This window comes from Kocuria sp. UCD-OTCP, assembly GCF_000349605.1.
GTDB classification, from domain to species: domain Bacteria; phylum Actinomycetota; class Actinomycetes; order Actinomycetales; family Micrococcaceae; genus Kocuria; species Kocuria rosea.
This window is the reverse complement of the sequence record NZ_AOSQ01000004.1, coordinates 28211-47823: the sequence shown is the minus strand read 5'-3', so window position 1 is coordinate 47823 and position 19613 is coordinate 28211. Positions and strand designations below refer to the sequence as shown.

18 protein-coding genes are annotated in these 19613 nt (G+C 73.3%); 5 read left to right on the top strand and 13 right to left on the bottom strand.

Annotated elements, in window-relative coordinates; all coding sequences use genetic code 11:
- Positions 1-93: 93 nt before the first annotated feature.
- Complete coding sequence (hisS, locus tag H488_RS22105) at positions 94-1452, bottom strand: histidine--tRNA ligase (protein WP_017832269.1); 1359 nt, start codon at positions 1450-1452, stop codon at positions 94-96.
- A 377-nt stretch (positions 1453-1829) separates the two neighbouring features.
- Here hisS and H488_RS22100 point away from each other — a divergent pair, with 377 nt between their 5' ends.
- Complete coding sequence (locus tag H488_RS22100; protein ID WP_017832268.1) at positions 1830-3257, top strand: DUF349 domain-containing protein; 1428 nt, start codon at positions 1830-1832, stop codon at positions 3255-3257.
- Between the two features lie 91 nt (positions 3258-3348).
- Positions 3349-3945, top strand: coding sequence for a type IV toxin-antitoxin system AbiEi family antitoxin (locus H488_RS22095; RefSeq protein ID WP_017832267.1), 597 nt, complete (start codon positions 3349-3351; stop codon positions 3943-3945).
- Between the two features lie 17 nt (positions 3946-3962).
- Here the strand turns inward: H488_RS22095 and H488_RS22090 are convergent, their stop codons facing one another.
- The 10 genes from H488_RS22090 to H488_RS22045 all read right to left on the bottom strand — a co-directional run bounded on the left by H488_RS22090 (position 3963) and on the right by H488_RS22045 (position 15436).
- Positions 3963-6287, bottom strand: a complete 2325-nt coding sequence (locus H488_RS22090; RefSeq protein WP_305808698.1) for a RelA/SpoT family protein — start codon at positions 6285-6287, stop codon at positions 3963-3965.
- A gap of 212 nt (positions 6288-6499) precedes the next feature.
- Positions 6500-7519, bottom strand: coding sequence for a protein translocase subunit SecF (secF, locus tag H488_RS22085; RefSeq protein ID WP_017832265.1), 1020 nt, complete (start codon positions 7517-7519; stop codon positions 6500-6502).
- On the bottom strand, positions 7519-9360 hold the full coding sequence (gene secD, locus H488_RS22080) for a protein translocase subunit SecD (RefSeq protein WP_017832264.1): 1842 nt from the start codon (positions 9358-9360) through the stop codon (positions 7519-7521). The genes secF and secD overlap by 1 nt, the downstream gene beginning before the upstream one ends.
- A gap of 90 nt (positions 9361-9450) precedes the next feature.
- Positions 9451-9903: a preprotein translocase subunit YajC gene (yajC, locus tag H488_RS22075; RefSeq protein ID WP_017832263.1), complete on the bottom strand. Its 453-nt coding sequence runs from the start codon at positions 9901-9903 to the stop codon at positions 9451-9453.
- 106 nt (positions 9904-10009) lie between these two features.
- The gene (gene ruvB, locus H488_RS22070; protein WP_043738545.1) at positions 10010-11107 is read right to left on the bottom strand and encodes a Holliday junction branch migration DNA helicase RuvB; all 1098 of its coding nucleotides are present in this window, start codon (positions 11105-11107) and stop codon (positions 10010-10012) included.
- Between the two features lie 26 nt (positions 11108-11133).
- Entirely contained in the window at positions 11134-11778 is a 645-nt protein-coding gene (gene ruvA / locus H488_RS22065) for a Holliday junction branch migration protein RuvA (RefSeq protein WP_017832261.1), read from the bottom strand.
- A 90-nt stretch (positions 11779-11868) separates the two neighbouring features.
- Entirely contained in the window at positions 11869-12465 is a 597-nt protein-coding gene (gene ruvC, locus H488_RS22060) for a crossover junction endodeoxyribonuclease RuvC (protein WP_017832260.1), read from the bottom strand.
- Between the two features lie 26 nt (positions 12466-12491).
- The gene (locus tag H488_RS22055) at positions 12492-13253 is read right to left on the bottom strand and encodes a YebC/PmpR family DNA-binding transcriptional regulator (RefSeq protein ID WP_017832259.1); all 762 of its coding nucleotides are present in this window, start codon (positions 13251-13253) and stop codon (positions 12492-12494) included.
- Positions 13254-13394: 141 nt separating this feature from the next.
- Positions 13395-14117, bottom strand: a complete 723-nt coding sequence (locus H488_RS22050) for a type 1 glutamine amidotransferase (protein WP_017832258.1) — start codon at positions 14115-14117, stop codon at positions 13395-13397.
- Between the two features lie 11 nt (positions 14118-14128).
- The gene (locus H488_RS22045) at positions 14129-15436 is read right to left on the bottom strand and encodes a Mur ligase family protein (RefSeq protein WP_031282377.1); all 1308 of its coding nucleotides are present in this window, start codon (positions 15434-15436) and stop codon (positions 14129-14131) included.
- Positions 15437-15598: 162 nt separating this feature from the next.
- Between H488_RS22045 and H488_RS22040 the strand changes: the two genes are divergently transcribed.
- Complete coding sequence (locus H488_RS22040) at positions 15599-15901, top strand: hypothetical protein (protein ID WP_017832256.1); 303 nt, start codon at positions 15599-15601, stop codon at positions 15899-15901.
- A 76-nt stretch (positions 15902-15977) separates the two neighbouring features.
- Here the strand turns inward: H488_RS22040 and H488_RS22035 are convergent, their stop codons facing one another.
- Positions 15978-16772 (bottom strand): hypothetical protein, encoded by a 795-nt coding sequence (locus tag H488_RS22035; protein WP_017832255.1) that lies wholly within the window; start codon positions 16770-16772, stop codon positions 15978-15980.
- Between the two features lie 36 nt (positions 16773-16808).
- On the opposite strand from H488_RS22035, the gene H488_RS22030 reads away from it, so the two are divergent.
- A complete protein-coding gene (locus H488_RS22030; RefSeq protein WP_017832254.1) occupies positions 16809-17201 on the top strand; it encodes a VOC family protein in 393 nt (130 codons plus the stop codon).
- 307 nt (positions 17202-17508) lie between these two features.
- Positions 17509-18006: a hypothetical protein gene (locus H488_RS22025; protein WP_126346297.1), complete on the top strand. Its 498-nt coding sequence runs from the start codon at positions 17509-17511 to the stop codon at positions 18004-18006.
- Between the two features lie 37 nt (positions 18007-18043).
- Here the strand turns inward: H488_RS22025 and H488_RS22020 are convergent, their stop codons facing one another.
- Positions 18044-19576, bottom strand: coding sequence for an amino acid permease (locus H488_RS22020; RefSeq protein WP_081615684.1), 1533 nt, complete (start codon positions 19574-19576; stop codon positions 18044-18046).
- Positions 19577-19613 lie beyond the last annotated feature (37 nt).

Sequence of the window (19613 nt, the reverse complement as noted above, 5' to 3'; positions counted from 1 at the left end):
GAGTGGGGGCTCGGCGGAGCGGGCGGCAGGGATGTGGGGGCTCGGTGGGGCGGGAGGGGGCGGGGCGGGGCGGCGGGGTCGGTCGGGAACCGGTCAGGAGCCCGCGGCGCGCACGACCGGGCGCAGGTCCTCGGCCGGCGGGGACCAGGAGGCCGGGTCGGCGGAGACCTGCTCGCCGGAGCGGATGTCCTTGACCTCGTGGGCGAGCGAGCCGTCCTCGCCGCGGACCGTGAACCACACGTAGGGGATGCCGCGGCGCTCGGCGTACTTGATCTGCTTGCCGAACTTGGCCGCGCTCGCCGAGACCTCGCACGCGATGCCGCGCTCGCGCAGCTGCTGGGCCACGTCCTGGGCCGAGGACCAGGACTCCTCGTCCACCAGGGAGATCAGCACCGCGGTGGGGACCTTGCGGGAGGGCGCGGCCATCCCCTGGGACAGCATGCGGGTGACCAGCCGGGTGACGCCCACGGACAGGCCCACGCCGGGGTAGGTCTTCTTGCCGGTGGACGCGAGGGACTCGTAGCGGCCGCCGGAGCACACGGAGCCCAGCTGCTCGTGTCCCACCAGCACGGTCTCGTAGACGGTGCCGGTGTAGTAGTCGAGGCCGCGGGCGATCGAGAGGTCGGCGACCACCGTGCCGGGGGCGCGCCGGGAGGCCTCCCCCACGACCTCGGCGAGCTCGCGCAGCCCCTCCTCGAGCAGCTGGGTGTTCACCCCCAGCGCGCGGACCTGCTCCACGAAGGAGGTGTCCTCGGTGCGGATCGCCGCCAGCTGCAGTGCGGCCTGCGCCTGCTCGGGGGTGGCGCCGACCTCGTCGCACAGGGCCTGGGCGACCCGCTCGGGGCCGATCTTCTCGAGCTTGTCGATGTTGCGCAGCACCCCGGCGGTGTCCTGCAGCCCGATGCCCTGGTAGAACCCCTCGGCGAGCTTGCGGTTGTTGACGCGCAGCACGAACGGCGGGATGGGAAGCTTGGACAGGGCGTCGATCATCACGAGCGCGAGCTCCACGTCGTAGCGGAACGGCAGCGCGCCGTCGCCCACCACGTCGATGTCCGCCTGGGTGAACTCGCGGGCCCGGCCCTCCTGGGGGCGCTCGCCGCGCCACACCTTCTGGATCTGGTAGCGGCGGAACGGGAAGGCGAGGTGCCCGCCGTTCTCCACCACGTACCGGGCGAAGGGAACGGTGAGGTCGAAGTGCAGCGCCAGCTGGTCGTCACCGCGTTCGGCGGGGGCGGCGTCCTCGTCCTCCTGCAGCCGGGAGACGACGTAGACCTCCTTGTCGATCTCGCCCTTGCGCAGCAGCTGGCCGACCGTCTCGACGGCGCGGGTCTCGATCGAGGAGAAGCCGTGCAGTTCGAAGCTCTCCCGCAGGACGTCGAGGACGTGCAGCTCGACCAGACGCTCCTCCGGAAGCCATTCGGGGAAACCGGACAGGGAGGTCTTGCGGGCCATGGGGACGTGCTCCTCGGGTGGATCGGCGGCGGGACGGGTGGACGGCCGGCCCGGACGGGCCCGACGGTTCCGCACTCATCCTAGGGATCCCCGCGCGCCCGGCCCAAAGCCCCGCCCGGACCGGCCCTGGACCCGGCCCCGCGCCCTGCCCCCGTCCGGAGCCCCGCCGGGCGCGGCGCAGGGGCACCGGGGAGCGCCCGGCGGCCGGAGCAGGCGGCCTCGGTAGTATGGGCAGGACGATTGTCCGAAGCCGGGCGACGACGCGGGGCACGCTCCCGGGGTCGGCACCCGGCGAGAGCGAAAGAGTTCCAGCGGTGACAGAACGTCTCGAATCCGACGACCAGCCCACGCCCCGCCCCGTCCCCGCCCCGGGACCCGTGCCGAAGCCGGGGATCCCCCGGCCGGGCGCCCCCGCGGCGCCGGCGCAGGCCTCCCCCGGCCCGGCCCCCACCCCCGCGGCGGTCCCGCCGTCCGCGACCCCGGCGGCGACCCCGTCGGTGGCCCCGAGCGCGGCCCCGTCGGCGGCGGCGCCGGCCCTCGCCTCCCCGGAGTCCGTGGCCCGCGCCCGGGCCTTCGGGCGGGTCACGGAGGACGGGCACGTCTACGTGGTCGTCGACGGCGAGGAGGTCCTCTGCGGCCAGTTCCCGGACGCGACCGAGGACGAGGCGCTGGGCTACTTCGCCCGGAAGTTCGACGACGTCGAGGCGCAGGTGGCGCTGCTCGAGCAGCGCGTGGCCGCGGGCGCGCCCTCGGCCGACATGCAGAGCACCGTGGACCACCTCGCCGAGCAGGTCGGCCAGCGCAAGATGCTCGGGGACGTCAAGGCCCTCGAGTCCCGGCTGGAGGCCCTGCGCCCGGCGATCCGGGAGCTCGAGGCCGCCGAGCGGGCCGCCCACGAGGCGCAGCGCGCCCAGAACGTCGCGGCCCGGGAGGCGATCGTGGCGGAGGCGGAGCAGATCGCCGCCCAGGACCCGCAGCGCACGCAGTGGAAGCAGTCCTCGGCCCGGATGGCGGAGCTCTTCGACCAGTGGAAGACCCACCAGAAGTCCGGCATCCGTCTGGGCCGGGCCGCGGAGGACGCCCTGTGGAAGCGGTTCCGCACGGCGCGCACCACGTTCGACCGGCACCGCCGGGCGTTCTTCTCGCAGCTGGACGCCGACAACTCCGAGGCGAAGAAGGCCAAGGAGGCCCTCATCGCCGAGGCGGAGGCCCTGTCCGGCTCCACCGACTGGGGCGCCACGGCCGCGGAGTACCGCCGTCTGATGGACCGGTGGAAGGAGTCCAAGCGTGCCTCCAAGAAGGACGACGACGCCCTGTGGGCGCGGTTCCGCGCCGCCCAGGACACCTTCTTCGCGGCGCGCAAGGCCGACAACGACCGGATCGACGAGGAGTTCGAGGGCAACCTCGCCGTGAAGGAGCAGCTGCTCGCCGAGGCGAAGGCGCTGCTGCCGGTCACGGACCTCAAGGCCGCCAAGCGGGCCCTGGGCGACATCCTGGACCGGTGGGAGCAGGCGGGGAAGGTCCCGCGCGCCCACATGCGCCGGGTCGAGGCCGAGCTGCGCACCGTGGAGGACGCCGTGCGCCAGGTCGAGGACGAGAAGTGGCAGCGCTCCAACCCGGAGACGAAGGCACGGTCCAACTCGATGCTCACCCAGCTCGAGTCGAAGATCGAGGACCAGGAGGACGCGCTGGCCCGGGCGCAGGCCACCGGGGACACCAAGCGCGCGGCCAAGCTGGAGGGCGAGCTCGCCACCAGCCGCCAGTGGCTCGAGACGCTGCGCCGTTCGGCGGCCGACCTGCGCTGACCGGGGACGCCCCGGAAGGCCCCGCGACCGCGCTGTCCACAGCGCGCCGCGGGGCCTTTCCCGTGCCGCGGCCGTGGACGAGAGTGGGCCCATGGACGCCCCGCCCTGGCACCCCGACACCCTGTTCCTGCCCGCACGGCCGTTCTCGCGCGCCGAGCTCTCGGCCCTCGTCACGGACGGAGTGCTCGTGCCCGTGGTGCTGGAGGCGCACGTGCTGCGCGGGCGCCCGGTGACCCGGGCGGTGAAGGTCGCGGCGCTCGAGGCGCAGCTGCCGCCGCACCTGCTGCGGCGCGGGGTGCTCGGGCGGCTCTCCGCCGCGTGGTTCTACGACTGCGCCGGGCGCCCCAGCATCCTGCCGGTGCTGCTGGACAAGCTGCGCCGCACCACGATGTCCCCCGTGCCGGAGGGCCTGGCGCTGCACCAGGTCACGCTGGGCGGCTACGACGTCCACGACGCCGGGCCGGTGCACGTCACCACGCCGCTGCGCACCGCGGTGGACCTGGCCCTGCACGTGCCGGGAAAAGAGGGGACCGCGGCCCTGGAGAAGCTCATGCACGCCCCGCACCTGCACTGCCCGCCCCCGCTGGTGCAGGCCGCGCTCGAGAGCTTCGAGCGGATGCCCGGCCGGCAGGCGGCGCTGCTGCGGGTCCGCCGCGCCGCCCGGGCCATCGGCCGCCCCCTGCGCTGACGGGGCGGCCGGGCGGCTCACCGGCCGGAGGGCTCCGAGATGGGGCGGTTGCCCGAGGTGCGGTAGACGTCGTAGACCCCGTCGATCCGGCGGACCTGGTTGAGCACGTGGTCCAGGTAGCGGGGGTCGCCCATCTCGAAGGCGAAGCGGGAGATCGCCAGCCGCGACTTCGAGGTGTGCACGGACGCGGAGAGGATGTTGACGTGGTTCTCGGAGAGCACCCGGGTCACGTCCGAGAGCAGGGACCTGCGGTCCAGGGCCTCCACCTGGATCTCGACCAGGAACACGCTGGACTGGGTGGGCGCCCACTCGACCTCGACCACCCGCTCGGTGGAGGTGAGGGCGAGCATGTTGGCGCAGTCCTTGCGGTGCACGGAGATCCCGGCGCCGCGGGTGACGAAGCCCATGATCTCGTCCGGCGGCACCGGGGTGCAGCAGCGGGCCAGCTTGACGTAGACGTCCGAGGCGCCCTGGACCGTCACCCCCGAGTCGGACACGCGCGGGCGCACCGGCTGGGTGGCGATGGTGGTCTCCGCGAAGTCCTCCTCCGCGCCGTCGGCCCCGCCGAGGTCGCCCACGATCTTCGCGACCACGTCCTGGGCGCTGACCACGTCGGAGCCGATCGCCTCGTAGAGGGAGCTGATGTCGGTGCGGTGGAAGTCCTGCGCCACCGCGAGCAGGGACTCCTGGGTGAGCGTGCGCTGCAGGGGCAGGTGGTGCTTGCGCAGGGCGCGGGTGAGGGCGTCCTTGCCCTTCTCGATGGCCTCCTCGCGGCGCTCCTTGGAGAACCACTGGCGGATCTTGTTGCGCGCCCGCGGGGACTGCACGAACTTCAGCCAGTCCTGGGACGGTCCGGCGTGCTCGGACTTGGAGGTCAGCACCTCCACCCAGTCCCCGTGCTGGAGCTCCGAGGACAGCGGCACGAGCTTGCCGTTGACCCGGGCCCCGATGGTCTTGTGCCCCACCTCGGTGTGCACGGCGTAGGCGAAGTCCACGGGCGTGGAGCCGGCGGGCAGGGCCATGACCTCGCCCTTGGGGGTGAAGACGTACACCTCGGACGTGTTGATCTGGTAGCGCAGGGAGTCCAGGAACTCGGAGGAGTCCTGGGTCTCCTCCTGCCAGGACACGAGCGAGCTCAGCCAGGCGAGGTCCCCCTCCATGGCCTTTGGGGTCGCGGAGTTCGCCTGGTTGGCCTGGTCCTTGTACTTCCAGTGCGCGGCCACGCCGTACTCGGCGCGGCGGTGCATCTCGTGGGTGCGGATCTGGATCTCCACGGGGCGCCCGTCCGGGCCGATCACCGTGGTGTGCAGTGACTGGTACATGTTGAACTTCGGCATGGCGATGTAGTCCTTGAACCGCCCCGGCAGCGGCCGCCACCGCGCGTGCAGGGCGCCCAGGGCCGCGTAGCACTCGCGCACCGTGCTCACCAGGACCCGGACCGCCTGCAGGTCCTGGATCTCGTCGAAGTCCTTCCCGCGCACGATCATCTTCTGGTAGATCGAGTAGTAGTGCTTGGGGCGGCCGGTGATGGTCGCCTCGATGCCGGCCTCGGAGAGGTCCAGGGCGATCCGCTCGCGGATCTTGGCCAGCGACCGCTCGCGCTGGGGCTGGCGCTCCCCCACCATCCGCACGATCTCCTCGTAGACCTTGGGGTAGAGCGCCGCGAAGGCGAGGTCCTCGAGCTCCCACTTGATGGTGTTCATCCCGAGCCGGTGGGCCAGCGGGGCGAAGATCTCGAGGGTCTCGCGCGCCTTCTTCGAGGAGGAGGTCTGGGAGACGAAGCGCCAGGTGCGGGCGTTGTGCAGGCGGTCGGCGAGCTTGATGACGAGCACGCGGATGTCCTTGGCCATCGCCACGATCATCTTGCGCACGGTCTCGGCCTGCGCGGCGTCCCCGTACTGGACCTTGTCCAGCTTCGTCACGCCGTCCACGAGGGCGGCGACCTCGTCGCCGAACTCGGCGCGCAGCTGCTCCAGGGTGTAGTCCGTGTCCTCGACCGTGTCGTGGAGCAGGGCGGCCACCAGGGTGGCGCCCGTCATGCCGAGCTCCGCGAGGATCGTGGTCACGGCCACGGGGTGGGTGATGTAGGGGTCGCCGCTCTTGCGCTTCTGGCCCTCGTGGCACTTCTCGGCGACCTTGAAGGCGCGCTGGAGGACCTCGAGGTCCTCCTCGGGGTGGGTGGCGCGCACGGTGTGCAGCAGCGGCTCGAGGATCGGCGAGTGGTCCATGGGCCGGCCGGAGAGGTAGGACAGGCTCGAGCGGGTGCGGTCGCTGCGGCCCGGGAACACGGCCCGGCCCAGCATCGGCCGGGACGCGGGCACCACGTAGTGGGTGCCGGCCATGTCCGAGCGGCGCGGCGGGGTCGGTGCGGCGCTCTGGCCCGTGGGGACGGCCCCGTCGTCGGACGAGCTCATGGCCGGGACTTCCTTCCCATTCGATGCACGCGGGGCGGCGGCCGTGCGGCCGCCGCCCCTGTCCTCGTCCCCGGTCCGGGTCCGACGTGTGCTGCTGTGGCGGTCCGCACCTGCACGGCCCGCCCTACGGTGGCTACAGTCTAGTGCGCGAGCGACTCCTCGGCGGCACGCTCGGCGGACGCCCCCGCACGGGCCTCCTGCTCCTGGACGGCGGGCTCCCCGCGGCGCAGCAGCGCGTAGAGGGGCGCGGCCACGAACAGGGTGGCGGCGGTGCCCACGATGATCCCGACGAACAGGGACAGGGACAGGTCCTTGAGGGTGCCCGCGCCCAGGACGAGCCAGCCGATGAACAGGATCGAGCCCACCGGCAGGATGCCGACCACGGAGGTGTTGATCGAGCGCACGAGCGTCTGGTTGACGGCGAGGTTCACCTGGTCGGAGTACTTCCGTCCGGCCAGCTCCGGCGGGGCCGTGCCGTCGAGCAGGCCCTCGGTGTTCTCCCGGACCTTGTCGAAGACCACCACGGAGTCGTAGAGCGAGTAGCTGAGCACCGTGAGGAAGCCGATCACCGCCGAGGGGGTGACCTCGAAGCCCACGAGCGAGTAGATCCCGGCGGTGATCGCGACCGAGGCGAGCATGCCGGCGACCGCCGAGACGGACATCTTCCAGGTGCGGAAGTACAGGGCCATCAGGGCGGTGGCCAGGACCACGAAGACCACCAGGCCCTGCAGGGCCTGGCTGGTGACGCCGGCGCCCCAGGTGGGCCCCACGAAGTTGGAGGTGACCTCCTGCTCGCTCACGCCGTAGGCCTCGACCAGGGCGTCCTTGACGGCGAGCGTCTGGTCGTCGTCGAGCTGCTCGGTGCGCACCCGGACGGTCTCCGGGGCGATGTTGGTGACCTCGACCTCCGCGGCGTCCGCGGAGCCGGCGACGGCGCGCTGGCCGGTCTCGATGTCCGGGTCGGCCACGGCGGACACGGTGAACTCGGACCCGCCGGTGAAGTCGATGCCGAGGTTGAAGCCGCCCTTGGCGACGGGCACGAGCAGGGAGAGCAGCACGAGGACGCCCACGATCGCGAGCCACCGCTCGGCCCGGCCCACGAAGGGGTAGGAGGTGCGCCCGCTGTGCAGGGCGTTGCCGAAATCTGCGAACCGGGACATCAGGCGTTCTCCTCGGGGGTGCGGGCGGCGGACGACGGCGCGCCGACCGGCGCGCCGTCCGGTGCTACCGCGGACGGGGGGTCCTGCGGCGCGGTCCGTCCCGCGCGCCGGCGCCGCTCGGCGATGGTCAGCCCGTCGTGCTCCGCGGAGGGCTCGCGCAGCCGGCCGGCGCCCCGGTACAGGGGCACCGCGTCGAGGGCCTCGGGGCTGAGCCCCGAGTGCTTCCCGCCGCCGCCGAAGTAGCGGGTGCGGGCGAGCATGACCATCACCGGGTGCGTGAAGAGGAAGACGACGAGGAGGTCGGCGATCGCGGTCAGCCCGAGGGTGAAGGCGAAGCCGCGCACGTTGCCCACGGCCACGAAGTACAGCACCGCCGCGGCCAGCAGGTTCACGGCCTTGGACGCGAGCACGGTCTGGCGGGCGCGCTGCCAGCCGTGGTCGACCGCCGCGGGGATGGAGCGGCCGCTGCGGATCTCGTCGCGGATGCGCTCGAAGTAGACGATGAACGAGTCGGCGGTCTGGCCGATCGCCACGATCAGGCCCGCCACGCCGGCCAGGGACAGCCGATAGTTCGCGGACCAGCCCAGCAGCGTGATCGCCAGCCAGGTGAGCACGCCCGCGACCACGAGCGAGCTGATGGTCACCAGGCCCAGCAGCCGGTACTGGAAGAGCGAGTACACGCACACGAGCACCAGGCCGATGATCCCGGCGATGATGCCCATCCGCAGCTGGTCGGCGCCCAGGGTCGCGGAGATCTGCTGCTCGGACTGGATGTCGAAGCTCATGGGCAGCGCGCCGTACTTGAGCTGCTCGGCCAGGAACTGCGCCTGCTCCTCGGTGAACTGACCCGTGATCTGGGCCTGGCCGTCGGAGATCACGGCGTTCATCGACGGGGCGGAGACCACCTGGCCGTCGAGCAGGATCGCGAACTGGCTGCGGGGGTCGCCGGGCGTGGCGCTGCCGATGCCGTAGAGCCGCTCGGAGAGCTCCCGGAAGGTGTCCGTGGCCTCGGGGCCGAACTGCAGGTTCACGGCGAACTGGTTCAGGGAGACCCCGGTGGAGTTCTGCGCCGTCCCGTAGGACGCGTCCTCGATCCCGGTGCCCTGGATCTCGACCGGGCCCAGGAGGTACTTGGTGCCGGTCTCGGGCTCGCAGGCGATGGTCGGGGCGTCGGCGTCCTGGGCCTCCCGCTCCTCGGGGGACTGCGGCACGGTGCAGTCGGCCTCCTCGAACTCCCGGAACAGGTCCGGGGTGATCCAGTTCGGGTCGGAGGCGTCGGTGGGCTCGGCCGTGGGCTCGGGCACCTCGTCCTCGGCGACGCGCTGGTCCTCGGGCACCGGCTCCGCCGCGGCGGTGGTGAGCACGGGCCGGAAGTTCATCTGCGCCGAGGTCTGGATGAGCTCGCGGGTCTGGGCGGAGGGCACGCCGGGCATGGAGACCACGATGTTGTTGCCGGACTGGGTGGCGATCTCCGCCTCCGCCACGCCCGAGCCGTCGACGCGCTGGCGGATGATCTCGACGGCCTGGTCCAGCTGCTCGGCGGTGATCTCCTGGCCGGCGTCCTCCCCCTGTAGGGACGGGGAGAGGATCATCTGCGTCCCGCCCTCCAGGTCCAGGGCGAGCTTGGGGCCCCAGCCGGTGCGGTCGGTGCCCGCGCCCCAGGCCAGGAGCCCGGCCAGCAGGGCGAGCAGCACGGCCAGCCCGATCAGGGACCGCCGGGCGGTCGAGAGGGCGGCCCGCACCCCCGAGCGCGCCGGTGCGGTCGAGCCGCCCCGCCCGGACGGGCCGTCCGGGGCGGCGGGTCCCGGGTCACCGGGGGTCTTGCGTGTGGTCAGTGCCATGGTCTTCCTTACGAACGACGGCCCGGTGGGGCCGGGCCTGTGCATGGGAACGGGCCGACCAGTGGTCGGCCCGTCGTCCCGTGTGGGGGGTCAGTCGCTGCGCTGCCCGGGCTCGCGCCGGGCGTCGTCGTCGAGGGGTTCGACCGGGGTCGATCCCGCGCCGGGGGCGTCGGGCTCGACCACCGACGGCGCCGCCTCGGTCTCGGCGGCGGGGGCCGCCTCGTCCTCGACGACCGTGGTGACGGTCTGCAGGTGCACGGTCACGGCGGTGCCCGGGGCGATCTCGAGGACCACCTTGTTGGTGTCCCGGTCGATCGAGCGCACGGTGCCGTAGAGGCCGTAGTTCGTCATGACCTCGGTGCCGGGACCCATGGCCGCCTGCTTCTCCTTGACCTGGGCCACGGCCTTCTTCTGTCGGCGCATGGGCAGCCAGAGCAGGAGCACCATGGCCACGAGCATCAGGGGCAGCAGCCAGGCGGTGCTGCCTCCCGTGGGCTGGGCGGCCTGGGCGGGGAGGGACTGGACGAGGAGGAGCGGGCTCACGGACTTCCGTTCGATCGGTGGTGGGTGTCCTCACCATGGTAGGTGATCCGGCCCGTCAGCGTCCTGGACGGCACCCGGGAGGCAGCCCCCGGGTCTGCGGCCGCGCTCAGTCCTCGAACAGCGGCGGGACGTCCTCGGCGGCCGGGGCCGCGGCCGTGCCGCCGAAGGCGGCCCGCAGCCCGGGGTCCTTGAACGCCGCGTGCTCGGGCGGGCGCAGGCCCAGGTGGTCCCAGGCGGCGGCCATCGCGATCCGGCCTCGGGGGGTCCGGCCGAGCAGGCCTTCGCGGACCAGGTAGGGCTCGGCCACGGTCTCGACCGTCTCCGTCTCCTCCCCCACGGCGATCGCCAGGGTGGACAGGCCCACCGGCCCGCCGCCGAACTTCGTCACGAGCGCCTCGAGCACCGAGCGGTCCAGCCGGTCGAGGCCGCGGGTGTCCACCTCGTACATGTCGAGGGCCGCGGAGGAGGTGCGGGCGTCGATCCGGGGGATGCCGTGCACCAGCGCCCAGTCCCGCACCCGGCGCAGCAGCCGGTTGGCGATGCGCGGGGTGCCCCGGGAGCGGGAGGCGACCTCGGAGAAGCCCTCCGCGGTCATCGCGAGGTCCATGAGACCGGCGGAGCGGCGCAGCACGAGCTCGAGCTCCTCCACGGAGTAGAACTCGAGGTGGCCGGTGAAGCCGAAGCGGTCGCGCAGCGGGCCGGGCAGCAGACCGGCCCGCGTGGTGGCGCCGACCAGGGTGAACGGCGGCAGGTCCAGCGGGATGGAGGTGGCGCCGGCGCCCTTGCCCACCACGATGTCCACCCGGAAGTCCTCCATGGCCATGTAGAGCATCTCCTCGGCGGGCCGGGACATGCGGTGGATCTCGTCGAGGAACAGCACCTCCCCCTCGGTCAGGGAGGACAGGATCGCGGCGAGGTCGCCGGCGTGCTGGATGGCCGGGCCGGAGGAGATCCGCAGGGGCGCGCCCATCTCCTCGGCGATGATCATGGCCAGGGTCGTCTTGCCCAGACCGGGCGGACCGGAGAGCAGGACGTGGTCGGCGGAGCGGCCCCGGAGCCGCGAGGCCTCGAGCACCAGGGACAGCTGCTGGCGCACCCGCTTCTGCCCCACGAACTCGTCGAGGTTCGCGGGCCGCAGCGCCGACTCGAGCTGCTTCTCGTCGGGCTCGTCCTCCCCCGAGACCAGCCGGTCCCGGGAGTTCACGGCGGCGCCGTCGTCGCGGGCCACGCTCAGGCTCCTCGCTCCGCCGGGACCCGGGGCCCGGCCTTGGCCGCGCCGAGCCACCCGAGCACGGTGCGCAGGATCGCGGGCACGTCACCGGAGGCGGCGAGCTCCTCCCGGCCGGAGAGAGCGTCGGCGATGCCCCGGGCGGCGTCCTTCTCGTTCCAGCCCAGGCCCACGAGGGCCTCGAGCACCTGCTCCCGCCACGGCTCCATCGGGGCGGCGGCGGCCGGCTGGGCGGGACGGTCCGGGACGATGAGCTTGTCGGCCAGCTCCAGCACGATCCGGCGGGCGCCCTTGGGGCCGATGCCGGGGACGGTGGTGAACGCCTTGGCGTCCCCCTGCGCGATGGCGCGGTGGACGGCGTCCGGGCCGAGCACGGAGAGCACCGCCAGCGCCGTGCGGGGGCCCACGCCGCTCACGCCGAGCATGATCTCGAAGACCTCGCGCTCGGCGGGGCTGCGGAAGCCGAAGAGCAGCGGGGACTCGTCCTTGCGGGCCACGTACGCCGTGTCGAGCCGGACCTCCCCGCCGATCCGCAGGCCGGACAGGGTCTCCGGCGTCGCCTGCACCTGGACGCCGAACCCGCCTACCGCCACGACGGCGGTGGTGAGGCCGACGTGCTCGACCTGTCCCGTGATGGACGCGATCACCGCGCAACTCCTTCCCGTGCCCGGCGGGGGCCGTGCACGGTCGATCGAACAGATCTACGAATGACGACCACTCTAGCAGTGGGCGCCGGCTCAGCGGCGCCCGCCCCGCTTGGCACGGTGCTCCGCCTCGGCCCAGGCCCGCTGGGCGGGGGTCATACCGGAGCGGGCGGCGGCCAGGGGGCGGGCGCCCTGGTGCGTCTCGGTCCGGGCGGTGGCGTCCACGCCCGTGCCGCCGCCGCGCCAGCCGTGGCAGATGGCGATGGCCAGGGCGTCGGCCGCGTCGGCGGGCCGGGGCGCCTCGTCGAGCCGGAGGATGCGCATCACCATGCGGGCCACGGACGCCTTGTCGGCCCGCCCCTCCCCCGTCACCGCGGCCTTGACCTCGGACGGGGTGTGCCAGGCCACCGGCACGCCGTGGCGGGCGGCCGAGGCGATCACGGCGCCGGAGGCGTGGGCCGTGCCGATGACGGTGTTCACGTTGGTCTGGGCGAACACCCGCTCGAGGGCGAGGGCGTCGGGCCGGTAGCGCTCGATCCACCGCTCGGTGGCCTCCCAGATCCGCAGCACGCGCACGTCCAGCGGGTCGGCGGCGTCCGTGCCGGCCACCCCGACGTCCACGAAGGACGCGGTGCGGTTGCCGGCCATGTCGATCAGGCCGAACCCGCACCGCGTCAGTCCGGGGTCCACCCCGAGGATCCGCTGCGTCGCCGTGGTCAGTCCTCGGAGTCGAGCTGGGCCAGGACCTCGGCGGGGATGTCCGCGTTGGCGTAGACGTTCTGCACGTCGTCGAGCTCCTCGACGGCGTCGACCAGGCGCAGGAACTTCCGGGCGCCCTCGGCGTCGAGCTCCACGAGCATGCTCGGGCGGAACTGCGGGTCGTCGTTGTTGTACTCGAGCCCGGCCTCGTCGAGGGCCGCGCGGATCGCGGGCAGGTCGGTGGCCTCGGAGACGACCTCGAAGACGTCCTCCTGCTCCACGACCTCGTCGGCGCCGGCGTCCAGGACGGCCATGAGGACGTCGTCCTCGGTCAGCCCCTCGGTGCGGGTGACCTCCACGACGCCCTTGCGCTCGAAGAGGAACGCCACGGAGCCGGAGTCGGCCATGGTGCCGCCGTTGCGGGTCACGGCCACGCGCACCTCGGAGGCGGCGCGGTTCTTGTTGTCGGTGAGGCACTCGATGTACAGCGCCGTGCCCTGCGGCCCACGGGCCTCGTAGAGGATCTCGGTGTAGTCGACGACCTCACCGGTCAGGCCGGCGCCGCGCTTGACGGCGCGGTCGATGTTCGCGACCGGCACCGAGTTCTTCTTGGCCTTGGACACGGCGAGGTCCAGCGCCGGGTTGCCCGCGGTGTCGGGCCCGCCCATGCGCGCGGCCACCTCGATGCCCTTGATGTACTTGGCGAAGGCCTTCGCCCGCTTGGCGTCGATCGCGGCCTTCTTGTGCTTGGTCGTGGCCCACTTGGAGTGTCCTGACATGCGTCCCTCCTCGGGAAGTCGTTCGCGGTCGGCCGGGACGCGTGGTGCGTGGTCCCGGCACGGCCCGCCCCGGCGATGGCCGGGACGGGCCGGAGAAGTCCCGGTCCATTCTACCGGGTGCGCGCCGCCCCGGCCGGGGGCCTAGCGGGGCCGGGCCTGCGCGACCTCCCGGGCCCGCTCAGCCAGGGTGTCGTCCAGCGGTGCGGCGTCGAAGACGCCGCACCGGCGCTCCACCGCGGCGCGGATCAGGTGGTCGGCCACGGCGGGGTTCTTGGGCAGCATCGACCCGTGCAGGTAGGAGCCCACCACGCGGTGCACGCGGGCGCCCTCGGTACCGTCCTCCCCGTTGTTGCCCGCGCCCTTCACCACCCGTCCCAGCGGCGTCTGGTCCGGGCCGAGCCGGGTGACCCCGGAGTGGTTCTCGTAGCCGACGACGGTCCCGAACTCCGGGGACTCCAGCACGATGTTGCCGATCAGGCGGGTGGGTCCGCCCACGGTGGTCAGGTCGAGGATGCCGATGCCGGGCAGGGTCTCGCCGGCGCCGGTGCGGAACTCGTGGCCGAAGAGCTGGTAGAGGCCGCAGATCGCGAGCATCGGCACGCCGTCGGCGGCCATGGCCCGCAGCTCGGGGGCGATCCGCTGCAGGTCCTCCTGGACCCGGAACTGCCCCGAGTCCTGGCCCCCGCCGCCCACCAGCAGGTCGGCGTCGGGCGGGAAGGGGTCCCCGGGGTTGTGGTCGCTCAGCCGCACGGCGAAGCCGTACTTCTCCAGCCGGCGCTTGAGGGTGAGGGTGTTGCCCCAGTCCCCGTAGATGTTCATGTCCCGGGGGTAGAGCTGGACGAGGTGGACGGTGCGGTCGGTCACGGGGGCTCCGCTCAGATCTCGGCGACCTCGGCCACGCGGGACAGCTCCCGGCGCAGCTCGAGCATGGACGTGTAGGTGCAGAAGACGCGCATCGGCCGGTCCCCGGCCCCGGCGACGAAGCGCCGCAGGGCGTCGCCGAGGCCCGAAACCACCTCGCGCACCGCGACCTCGTCGTAGTCCAGGCGCAGGGCCATGTCCCACGCCCGGGTGCCGGAGACCACGTCCACGCCGCCGGAGCGCAGGGAGTGGAAGTCCACGTCCCACAGCCAGGAGACGTCGCGGCCGTCGGCGTACTCGTCGTTGATGGCGACCATCGTGGCGTAGTCGCCCGGCCGGGCCGAGGCCAGGGAGAGGCGGAAGCCGGCGGGGTTCTTCACGAGCAGCAGCTGCAGCGGCCGGCCGTCCACGGTGATGGTCTCCCCGCGGCCGAAGGCGGGGGTGACGCGGGAGAGCTCGTCCACCAGCGCGGCGCGGTCCGCGTCGGGGCCGGCCACGGCGAGCGCCAGCGCCAGCGCGGCCGCCGCGTTGTACATGTTGTAGACGCCGTAGAGCTCCACGGTGGTCTCGACGGCCTCCCCGCCCACCGTGAGCCGGACCCGGTTCGCCTCGAAGGACGTCAGCTCCACGTCGGCGGCCGGCCGGGGCGCCAGCTCCGCCTCGTGGTCGGCCTCGGCGTCGGGTCCGCCGGCCGAGCGCATGTCGTCGTCGGAGGGGAACATGGGCCGCAGCGGGGCGGACAGCCCGAACCAGCGGGTCTGCGTGCCCTCGGGGACGTGCTCCGCGAGGGACACGATCCGGGGGTCCTCCCGGTTGAGGACCACGGTGCCCGTGGTGGCCGCCGCGATCTGGGCGAGCATCCGCCGGGTGGTGTCGATCTCGCCGAAGCGGTCGAGCTGGTCGCGCATCACGTTGAGCAGCAGCGCGTGGCGGGGCTTGACCTGCTTGACGAAGTGCACGGCGTGCGCCTCGTCGAGCTCGAGCACGGCGACGTCCGCGTCGAGCCGGCCGGTGAGGCTCATCTCCCCGAGCAGGGCGGCGGCCACGCCGCGCACGAAGTTGGAGCCGGTGCGGTTGGTGAAGACCTTGTAGCCCTGCGAGCGCAGCAGCTGGACGGCCATCTTGGTGGTGGTCGTCTTGCCGTTGGTGCCGCTGATGAGCACCACGCCGTGCGGCAGCTTCGCGAGCTCCTCGGCCACGAACCCGGGGTGCAGCCGCTCCATCACGAGGCCGGGGAAGGCGGAGCCTCCGCCGCGCAGGGTGGTCAGGTACCGGATGCCTTGGCCGAGCAGGCGCACGTGGGGTCTGGACATGCGCTCCATCCTATGGTCTGCGCCCCGGCGGCGGCGGGCACCCGGGTGCGCCTGGGGCGGGCGGTCCGCGCGTCCCTCCAGGCCGCAGGGGGGACGGGCGACGACGACGCACGACACGGTGTCGCCGCGGGGTGCTGTGGACGGGCGGCGCACCGGCCGTAGGGTCGGACCATGAACGCCGCCGGCCCCGCCGCCCCTCCGTCCGTCCCGCCTCGCCGGATGCCGCCCTGGTGGGTGGTCCTGGCGTGTCTCGGCGGTCTCCTGGTGCTGGGCGGGGCACTGCTGGTGCTGCTCCACCCGGCGGAGGCGTCGTTCGGGTGGTTCGCGGACGCCCCGCCGGGCGACGCGGCGTTCCCGGCCATGACCCTGGTGACCCCGGAGGCCACGGCGGGGTGGGCCGGTGTGGTGGCCGGGCTCGTCCTGTGGGCCTTCTGCGCCGGCTGGCTCGTGGGCCGGCGCGCCTCGCGGCGGTGACCGGAGGGTCGAGGACCTCGGCCGCGCCGTGCCCTCAGGTCAGGCCCGGTCCACGAGGTCCTCGACGGCGGCCGCCTCAAGCAGGGCGGCCCGGCTGCTCCGGTCCCTGCGGCGGAGGGTCCAGCGGTGCGTCGACGGCGTGGAGCTCGTTGCTGAGGCCGGTGCCGTCGAGGCCGTCCAGCGGGGTGATGTCCACGACGATGCCCGTCTGCACGTCGAGGTGCACGCGGTAGACCGTGGCGAGGTCGCCGCTGGTGAGGGTCGGGTCCTCACGGCCGTACTCGTGGATCCGGCTGGCGGCACTGTCCAGCAGAGGGCAGCACCCGCACCGCGGGGTGTAGCCGTTCTCCCGGTCCTCGGCGGCACCGAGCAGCGGCCGGCAGGCGGCCGACCAGGTGAGGCGGCCCCGCAGTGTCGTGGCGACGACCTCGCCGACGTCCACTCCCCGGCTCAGCTCGGCGGGGTCGAGCATGGCCGTCCACCGGTAGTCCTGCCACATCGGATCACCGTGGTCGAAGTGCCAGTCCTCCGGGCGCCGGGCGACCAGACCGTCCGGGCGCAGCACCACCTCCGGCTCCGGCGACGGCGGTGACGGAACGGCGCACGCGTCGTCGTCGTCGCAGGTCATCAGGCTCACCGCCGCACCGTAGGGGGGCCCTTCGGCGACCTCGACGCCCCCGGGCGAGCGGACGACCACACGGCCGAGGCGCCGGTCGAGCCAGGCCTCGACCGGTTCGCCGTCCGGAGTGCTCCCGGCGTCCCGCTGCCGCCGGTGGGTGAAGTGCACGGTGGTGAACCGCCACGGCGAGCTGCGCGCCAGTGCGCGGAAGTCGTCGGCCGTGGGGACCTCGGGCAGGGAGTCACCGCTCATGCGACCGAGTAGAGCACATCCCGGTACTGTCGGACCATGACCGGGCAGGAGCTGTTCCCCATCGTCAACTGTGCGGATCTGGTCGGCACCGGGGCCTTCTACGAAGAGGTGTTCCACGCCGTGCAGACGTACCGGTTCCCCGGGACGGGAGAGCCGGTCTTCCTCGTCCTGCGGGTGGGAGACGGTCAGCTGGGCCTGGGCGTCGGCACCACGGCGGCACGGTACGGCGACACCCCGTTGCCCGCGACCGGCCACGCGGTGGACCTGTGCGTCTACGTCGAGGACCTTCCGGCCGTCCTCGACGCCGCCCGCCGGGCCGGTGCGGCCGTGCCTGTCGATGCGGAGGCCATGCCGTGGGGCGAGACCGTCGCCTACGTCCGTGATCCCGAGGGCACGATGCTGCTGGTCGTCCAGTCCGGTGCGGACTGAGGGATCCTGGGCTCCTGCCCACGGGCCGGCCCCTGGTCCGGAGAACACCACCGACGATTCGGCAGAGGAGGCAACGCCAGTGGATCGCGACGTCGACCCGGTTCCCCCGGAGGGGTCGGGCCCTTCCCCGCACGTGCGCGCGGAGCCTTCCTCGAGGGCCCCTGCCGCGCCCCGGCCCGCTGCCGGAGCCGACGCGCAGCGGCGGGAGGTCAAGGCCGCCCTGGCCCGGCGGACAGCTCCGCTGTGGCCGGTCCACGCGGCAGTGCGGCCGACGACGACGGCGCCGACCCGGCGTGACCGGCAGCAGGTGCTCCGGCGGGCCGGACTGGAGCTGCAGCACCACGCGCTGGTGCTGCGCCGGATCACCACCGCCTACGTCGTGGCCGTGGCCGGGCCGCACTTCGAGGCCGGGTGGACCGTCGCCGACGTCCTGCACGCCCTGGACTGGACCCCGCAGGGCGTGCGCTACACCCACGACTCGGTGACCGGGATCGAGAACCCAGGCGCCTGGTTCGCCGCCCGCCTGCGCACCTGGACCCACCAGGACGGCACCCCGATGCGCTCTCCGGACCAGCGCGCCGCGGCGGAGGCCGAGCAGCGCCGCGCCGAGGCGGTGGCGGCCGCCCGACGCCACGCCTCCCCTCGGCCCCGGCAGCAGACCGCCGGGACAGACACCGGGGCCGCGGAGCCGGCCGTCGAGCCGCCGGGGACGACGGACCCGGATCGGCGGCCCTTCCGGGTGCGCTGGGCCGCCCAGATCGCCGCAGGCCGGGCGGAGGCGAGCCGGGGGGCCGGACGTCCGTGAGCCGGGGGCGCGGATGCCGCGCCCCCGGGGCGGGGTCCTACCGGACGGGCGGCCCCGTCTCCTCGGAGGCCGCCGGGGCGGTCCGGGCGACGGCGGCGTGGGCCGCGGCGATCTCGTGCACCCGGTCCCGGCACCGGTACCAGCCGAGGACCAGCAGCGGCACGAGCAGCAGCAGGGAGGCGACGGTCCAGGTCCCGATCGGGGAGTCGAAGGCCATCAGCACGACGACGGTCACGAGGAACGCCAGGGTCAGCCAGCCGGTGAAGGGCGCGCCGGGGAGCCGGAAGCCGGGGCGCTCCGCCCTGCCCTGCCGGGACCAGGAGACGAGCCGGAGGTGGCAGAGCATGATCATCGCCCAGGCGCTGATGATGCCGACCGAGGCGAGGTTCAGCACGATCTCGAAGGCCTGGGCCGGCGCGAGGGCGTTGAGCACCACGCCCAGCACGGCCACCGCCGCCGTCAGCACGATGCCGCCGTACGGGACGCCGGCCCGGTTCATCCGTCCCGCGAAGCGGGGGGCCGATCCGGCCAGGGACATCGAGCGGAGGATCCGGCCCGTGGAGTAGAGCCCGGCGTTGAGCGAGGACAGGGCCGCGGTGAGCACCACGAGGTTCATCACGGTGTCCATGCCGGCCACGCCGATGGAGCCGAAGAACGTCACGAACGGGCTCTCCCCGGCCTTGTAGGCGGTGTAGGGCAGGAGCAGGGACAGCAGGGTCAGCGACCCGACGTAGAAGACCGCGATGCGCACGATCACCGTGTTCACGGCGCGCGGCATGACCTTCTCGGGGTGCTCCGTCTCACCGGCCGCGGTGCCGATCAGCTCGATGGACGCGTAGGCGAAGACCACGCCCTGGATCACGACGACCGCCGGCAGCAGACCGTTGGGCAGGAGCCCGCCGTTCTGGCCGATGAGGGACAGGCCCACCTCCTGGCCGTCGGCCGGGGTGCCGAAGAGCACGAGCCAGATCCCGACCACCAGGAAGGCGGAGAGCGCGGCCACCTTGATGAGGGCGAACCAGAACTCGAGCTCGCCGAAGACCTTGACCGAGACGAGGTTCAGCCCAAGGACGAGCAGCAGGGCGGCCAGGGCGTACTGCCACTGGGGGACGTCCCCGATGGGAGCCCAGTACCGGGCGAAGAACTTCATGTACAGCGCCACGGCGGTGATGTCCACGATCGCGGTCATGGCCCAGTTGAGCCAGTACAGCCAGCCGGTGAAGAACGCCGCCTTCTCGCCGTAGAACTCCCGGGCGTAGGAGACGAAGGAGCCCGAGGACGGGCGGCGCACGACGAGCTCGCCCAGGGCGCGCAGGATGAGGAACGCGAAGAAGCCGCAGACCGCGTAGACGAGCACAAGGGCGGGCCCGGCGCTGGCCAGCCGCCCGCCGGCGCCCATGAACAGGCCGGTGCCGATGGCGCCGCCGATCGCGATCATCTGGATCTGCCGGGGCTTGAGCCCCTTGTGGTAGCCCTCGTCCTCCGCGTGGAGCACGTCGAGGGCGGCGGTCGGTGGCTGGGCCGGGGTGGCGTGGCGCCGGTCCGGGTGGTGGACGGACACAGGGGGCATGGCTCGGTCTCCTGGGTGGTGGCGGAAGAGCTCGTGG